Origin of the sequence: Pontibacterium sp. (assembly GCF_041587635.1) — a bacterium.
GTDB lineage: Bacteria > Pseudomonadota > Gammaproteobacteria > Pseudomonadales > Balneatricaceae > Pontibacterium.
In genome coordinates this window covers 1-6,055 of the sequence record NZ_JBFGYC010000223.1, presented here as the reverse complement: position 1 = coordinate 6,055, position 6,055 = coordinate 1, and the positions used below count along the sequence as shown (strand labels likewise).

Annotated in this window: 6 protein-coding genes and 1 pseudogene; 3 read left to right on the top strand and 4 right to left on the bottom strand. The window is 51.4% G+C overall.

From position 1 onward, the window contains the following. Both ABYW01_RS11835 and arsJ read left to right on the top strand, forming a co-directional pair. A pseudogene (locus ABYW01_RS11835) lies at nucleotides 1-623 on the top strand (type I glyceraldehyde-3-phosphate dehydrogenase); the annotation flags it as partial. After that, the gene (gene arsJ, locus ABYW01_RS11830) at nucleotides 623-1,852 is read left to right on the top strand and encodes an organoarsenical effux MFS transporter ArsJ (protein ID WP_372832909.1); all 1,230 of its coding nucleotides are present in this window, start codon (nucleotides 623-625) and stop codon (nucleotides 1,850-1,852) included. The pseudogene ABYW01_RS11835 and the gene arsJ, both read left to right, overlap by 1 nt. Here arsJ and ABYW01_RS11825 read toward each other — a convergent pair whose 3' ends face one another. The 4 genes from ABYW01_RS11825 to ABYW01_RS11810 all read right to left on the bottom strand — a co-directional run bounded on the left by ABYW01_RS11825 (nucleotide 1,853) and on the right by ABYW01_RS11810 (nucleotide 4,734). Further along, the gene (locus ABYW01_RS11825) at nucleotides 1,853-2,788 is read right to left on the bottom strand and encodes a hypothetical protein (RefSeq protein WP_372832907.1); all 936 of its coding nucleotides are present in this window, start codon (nucleotides 2,786-2,788) and stop codon (nucleotides 1,853-1,855) included. It lies immediately after the preceding gene. Nucleotides 2,789-2,928: 140 nt separating this feature from the next. Then, nucleotides 2,929-3,720: a tRNA cyclic N6-threonylcarbamoyladenosine(37) synthase TcdA gene (gene tcdA / locus ABYW01_RS11820; protein WP_372832905.1), complete on the bottom strand. Its 792-nt coding sequence runs from the start codon at nucleotides 3,718-3,720 to the stop codon at nucleotides 2,929-2,931. Between the two features lie 29 nt (nucleotides 3,721-3,749). After that, nucleotides 3,750-3,962, bottom strand: a complete 213-nt coding sequence (locus ABYW01_RS11815; RefSeq protein ID WP_372832904.1) for a hypothetical protein — start codon at nucleotides 3,960-3,962, stop codon at nucleotides 3,750-3,752. 46 nt (nucleotides 3,963-4,008) lie between these two features. Next, nucleotides 4,009-4,734, bottom strand: a complete 726-nt coding sequence (locus tag ABYW01_RS11810) for a TIGR01621 family pseudouridine synthase (RefSeq protein ID WP_372832903.1) — start codon at nucleotides 4,732-4,734, stop codon at nucleotides 4,009-4,011. 173 nt (nucleotides 4,735-4,907) lie between these two features. Between ABYW01_RS11810 and ABYW01_RS11805 the strand changes: the two genes are divergently transcribed. Further along, on the top strand, nucleotides 4,908-6,055 hold a 1,148-nt coding region (locus ABYW01_RS11805), incomplete at its 3' end, for a hypothetical protein (protein WP_372832902.1).

Genomic DNA, 6,055 nt, shown 5'->3' with positions numbered 1-6,055 from the left:
TGAATCTGGTCATGGGTATTAATCACGACCTTTTTGATCCGACCCAGAACCGCATTGTAACCGCCGCATCCTGCACGACAAACTGCCTGGCACCGGTCATCAAAGTTGTGCATGAAAAACTGGGTATCCGTCACGGCTCGATGACCACGATTCACGACATCACCAATACACAAACCATTCTGGACGCACCGCATAAAGATCTGCGCCGGGCACGTGCTTGCGGTATGAGCCTGATCCCAACCACTACAGGATCGGCAAAAGCGATCACCGAGATATTCCCCGACCTGAAGGGCCGCCTGAACGGCCACGCCGTGCGGATCCCACTGGCAAATGCGTCACTGACGGACATGGTGTTTGAACTGGAACGCGAGACCAATATCGATGAAGTGAACGCCCTCTTTAAAGAGGCGGCAGAAAATGAACTCGACGGTGTACTCGGCTACGAAGAGCGCCCGCTGGTATCGATCGATTACCGCACAGATCCTCGCTCCAGCATTGTTGATGCGCTTTCCACCATGGTGGTTAACGGCACTCAGCTGAAAATCTATGCGTGGTACGACAACGAATGGGGCTACGTAAACCGCACCGTTGAGCTGGCCAAATACATTATGGCCAACGACTGATGCTCAGCGCACTGGCGAATCTGTCATCAGAGGTACGACAGTACCTTCTGGTGACGGGTAACTACTGGGCGTTTACGCTAACCGACGGTGCATTACGCATGTTGGTGGTACTCCACTTCCATCAACTGGGGTACAACCCATTAGAGATCGCCCTGCTGTTCCTTTTCTATGAGTTTTTTGGCGTCATTACAAATCTGGTGGGTGGCTGGCTCGGGGCACGTATTGGTTTGAACAAAACCATGAATATCGGCCTGAGCCTGCAGGTCATCGCGCTGCTGATGCTCACGGTGCCTGAGAGTATGTTGACTGTCCCCTGGGTTATGGCCGCTCAGGCATTTTCAGGCATCGCCAAAGACCTGAACAAGATGAGTGCCAAAAGCTCAGTGAAACAACTGGCCAAGGCTCAGGTCGAAGGACATCTGTACAAACTGGTCGCGATTTTGACCGGCTCCAAAAACACCTTGAAAGGGATTGGTTTTTTCCTTGGAGGCATGCTGCTCTCCTTAGCCGGCTTTGCGGGTGCCGTCTGGATTTTGATCGGCGTTTTATCACTGGTTCTGCTGCTGAGCCTGATCAAACTCAAAGAGGATCTGGGCAAAGCCAAGGTCAAACCAAAATTCACCGAAGTATTCTCCACCAGCTCTGCGGTTAATGCGTTATCGGCAGCCCGTTTATTTCTGTTTGGCGCTCGTGATATCTGGTTCGTCGTTGCCTTGCCGGTCTATTTGAGCAGCGCATTTGGCTGGGATCACTGGGCGGTGGGCGGCTTCCTTGCCAGCTGGATTATTGCCTACGGATTTGTTCAGGCAGCGGCGCCCTGGATTACAGGCCGTCGTAGCGGAAAACATCCCGACGGTATGAGCGCACTTCGCTGGGCCATTACATTAACAGCGATACCGGCTTTGATCGCACTGGGGTTGGGCGATAATAGCGGATTGCATCCACAATGGGTGCTGTTGGGAGGACTGGGCATATTTGGTGTACTCTTTGCCATCAATTCATCGCTACACAGCTATCTGATTGTAAGCTATGCCAAAGAAGATGGTGCTTCGATGGATGTGGGCTTTTACTACATGGCAAACGCATCAGGACGCCTGATCGGAACACTGCTCTCCGGTTGGCTATTTCAGGTCTACGGTCTCAGTGCCTGCCTGTGGATTTCAGCCCTGTTTTTGCTTATGACCAGCGGTTTGTCATTGGCGCTGCCCCGCCATAAAACGACGGGTTAATCAGTCTGCCAGACGCTGCAATACCGAAAGCGTATTTTCCAGATGGAATTGCGCTTCCCCTTGTACCGACGCGGAATTCACAAAGCCACGAAAGGCGTCAATCCAATTCACGTCCCCTTGCGGTATCTGAGTACCCAGCACTCGGGGCACATGGGTCAGTAACGACAGATTTTCTACACCAATCTCACCGCTGTGAAACAGGTGCTGCGCGGCACCTCGCAGTTCTGCGGCCGTTGCCTGACGCGGATTAAATTCACTCACGCCTAATACACATTGAAGATCACATCCCATCGTCTCCAGCTGATGCGAAGACAGAGGATTAAAACCCGTCAGATTCCCAGCTCTCAGTAATACCTGACGAACATAGCTATCGAGCTGCCCCCGACTCGCTGCCTGATGACGCTCAATACCTTGCTCTGCTTGTAGGGAGGTCACGGCCTTTGCCAGCGCATGTTGTACGCCCAATCCACTGATCGCCTGAGTCAAACTTGGGTTATCCCGCCCCCAACTCTGAATAGGCCCCTCAGCTTGCCATAAGCGCTGCAGGTAAAAATCCGACAGCATAAAAGGCTCATTCGGGCTGGTTGAGATTCCCGCCACGCCAAAGCGTACATCCACCATCGCCTGTATATCGTATCGCATGAGATCAAAGGCGACCTGACGGGAACGCTCATGAAAGCGCTCGAAGTCAGCTTCTGTTTCCCTCAGGACCTCTTCTGCCTGCGAGAAAATGCGACCATAATCAGACATCGGCCAACGCTGCAGTAACTGCTGCTCTGTATGATTCGGACGCACACCGCTCTGCACATCCGCGACAACAGCCTGCTTCACCTCGATCTCTTGCTGCAACATCTGTGCGAATCCACGGTCCTGATGCATCGGATCAAACTGAAAAGGTTCGGTGGATAAAATGGGCAAAGATCGGTTGAGCTGCATACGTCACCTCCAGACTGGTAGAGGTAAAACAGCAAATCTCAGGCCAAATTGCTAACTGGTTGACCTAAAAAGGGAAAGTTTTAGAAGGGATTCAAACAAACGTTTGGGAACGGCAACGCACTGCCGCTCCCTCTGCGACATCAGAGCTTGCCTTGCCGTTCGGCCCGCTCAACTAATTTTTTCAGTACACGGGAAACGGCAACAAAACCGAAGGTTGCAGTGACACAGGTCGCTGCACCAAAGCCACCCGCACAGTCCAGACGGGTGTTACCGTCATTCGTCTTATACTGGCAGACCGAGCCATCCGGTTGTGGATAAACCAGCTGTTCAGAGGAATACACACACTCAACAGCAAAGCGACGACCACTTTTACTAAAGCCGTAGTGGCGACGTAGAAACGAACGCACGTTCGCCGCCAATGGATCGTGAGAGGTTTTAGACAGGTCAAGAACACCCACTTTAGTCGGATCAGTCTGCCCCCCAGCCCCACCGATGGTGACAACGGGGATCTTACGAAGGCTACAAAGCGCAATCAACGCTGCTTTTTCCTTCGCGCTGTCGATCGCATCCACCACGTAATCGAACTCATCGGTAATCAATTCGCGGATATTGTCACGGGTGATGAAATCTTCGACCTCATTCACCTGACACTCCGGATTGATCAGCCTCATCCGCTCCGCCATCACCTCTACCTTGGAACGGCCAATATTGCCATCCAGTGCATGGATCTGCCGGTTGGTATTGGTGATACAGATATCGTCCAGATCAATCAGGGTGATCTTACCAATCGCGGTGCGCGCCAACGCTTCGGCCACCCAGGACCCCACACCACCAATACCAATCACACACACGTGGGAACGACGATAAAGCTCGGTAGCATCCTGCCCATATAAGCGGCGGGTGCCTCCAAATCGATTGTCAAAATCGGACACGTTAGTTCAGCTCTTTTACAAGGGTTCGATCAGAAATCGTCTTCTGTCAGCTCAGTCAGGATTAACTGGCCACAGCTATTACACTTACCTTCAATAAAGACGGTATCGTTGAGTTCATACTCAACCGGCTCACGCATGCCGAGGTTCACTTCCATGCAGCTGTCACACCACGTCTGTTCCAGAAATGCTTTCTGCTCATCTTCATCACGGGCAAAAAAATCACGCTCGATGCGCTCGCTCATAGCCTTCACTCCGGCACGCTTTAAAAAGCGCACATCATACTGCGAACTACGAACTGCTACCAGTATCGCTGCCGTTCGGCAGATGCTGTTGAATGCGCGGCCACGACAAGGTCCAGGGCTGGGCATAATGGGTGTTAATCAGCGCACAGCACTCCGCATCGAATAACTCACCCACTTCAGGCAATACGGTAAAGCGATATTGCTCCCCCGCAAACGGAAAACTCAGACTATACGCATGCAGATAGGTACGATCAGACAGCGTTTCATTTTTCTCATGGTAGAGCGGGTCGCCAATAATTGGCGCTCCAACACTCTTCAACGCCACGCGGATCTGATGGGTTTTTCCGGTCAACGGGCGCAACAGAAACAGACGTACCCCGGGCTTGAGCGACTGACTGAAAAATTGTGTCACCGCTGGACGAATCTGAGTTTTCGCCAGACGCCATGCACCGCGACGTGCACGGGTCATATCCCCAATAATCGCACCCTGCTTTTTCTTCGGTTTCTTATCCGATAATGCCAGATAGAACTTCTCCACCTGATGTTCGCTGAACGCGCGCGATAACTCGGAAGCCGCCGCATGGTGACGGGCAAACAGCATCAACCCCGACGTGACCTTATCTAATCGGTGCACCGGCATCAGCTCACTGTAGCCCTGGTCCGCTTTAATCTGCATCGCCAACCCGCTGTCTTCCTGATCCTTGTGCACCGAAAAACCGGGCATTTTATCGATCAGTACAAAGTCTTCGTTTTCAGCAACGATGCTATACATAGATCTGGCCTCAAAAAAGGGGGATCTTGCGTGAGCAGGACCATAATTGCAATCAACTCTCCAATCGAGTGCAGCCCTACCTCCTTTAGAGTGCAAGTTTAGTCTTCGATATCCCCGACCGCTCGAGGATTACGTACAATAAGTCTGAATTCCAATGATCGAGAATCGAAAAATTGGCCCAGAACCTCAGCAAAGACGTCGACCCACTCTACTACCTGCATAATTTTAATCAGCTGATCGAAACCATCAGTACGTTGCATCTCGATCTGTTACGCCCACAGGATCATAAATTTCTAGAGCACTATCGCCAGCTGGAGACAGATGCCCAACAACTCTATGTACGGCTGATCTGTCGCCGAGCAACTTTTTTTCGTCTCGACAAGCTGACCTACCGCGAGATAGGCTCATTGGACAATGCAGCAGACTTGCTGGTGGAACATGAATTACTGAAGATTAATCCCAACCTGACGGCGGTCGATATCAGCAACCTGTTAACCGCCAAAGAGCTGAAAACAGCCCTTCAGATAAAAGGTTCGTCCAGTAAGTCAGCGCTGACAGATACGCTGATCTCAACACTGGGCGATACTGCTGTCGAACACTCTGTATGGCAACGCTTTATACCTGTGCCGGTACTTTTCCCGCACTATCGCGACAGTTTAGAACGCTTTCGCCTGATCTACTTTGGCAATCTCTATCAGGACCTGTCTCAGTTTGTGGTCAGCGATCTAGGGATTATGCAATTTGAAAACTATCCGCTCGATCAGAACACCCGTGCATTTAACTGTGCGGAAGATGTTGAACGATATCTTTTATTCGACCAGATCAGTCAGCAGCTGGAAGATTCAATGCTGCCAAATGACGAGAAACTGAAGATACTGCTCTGTCCTGCGTGCAACCAACGACTGGAGCTAAAACGCAATCGACTGATTAAAGCCGTTGGCCAACAGCTGGAGCGCGATAAAAACTTCTCCGCTGCAGCCGAACTGTATGCTTCAGCATCCCTACCACCCAATCGAGAACGCCATGTACGTACACTGTTCAAGCAACAGCTTTTTAGACAGGCCCTAAGCCGTTGCAATCAGCTGGCAGAACAGCCTCTTAGCGCAGACGAAGAAGTGTTCTGCCAAAGTTTTACACCGAGGATTCAACGCAAACTGGGTGGACCCCCGGTGCGTCGTCTTACCGAGCAATTTAACAGCGAACAACTGATTCTGGATGACGATGGACAACGGGTAGAGCTGCAAGTTATCACTCACTACCGAGCATTAGGCTACGACGGTATCTGGTGTGAAAACGAACTGTTTAATACGCTGTTTGGACT

Bases quoted from the DNA above. Each gene is read 5' to 3' on its own strand.
- ABYW01_RS11825 (WP_372832907.1), bottom strand. From the start codon at position 2,788: ATGCAGCTCAACCGATCTTTGCCCATTTTATCCACCGAACCTTTTCAG.
- arsJ (WP_372832909.1), top strand. From the start codon at position 623: ATGCTCAGCGCACTGGCGAATCTGTCATCAGAGGTACGACAGTACCTT.
- ABYW01_RS11815 (WP_372832904.1), bottom strand. From the start codon at position 3,962: ATGAGCGAGCGCATCGAGCGTGATTTTTTTGCCCGTGATGAAGATGAG.
- ABYW01_RS11810 (WP_372832903.1), bottom strand. From the start codon at position 4,734: ATGTATAGCATCGTTGCTGAAAACGAAGACTTTGTACTGATCGATAAA.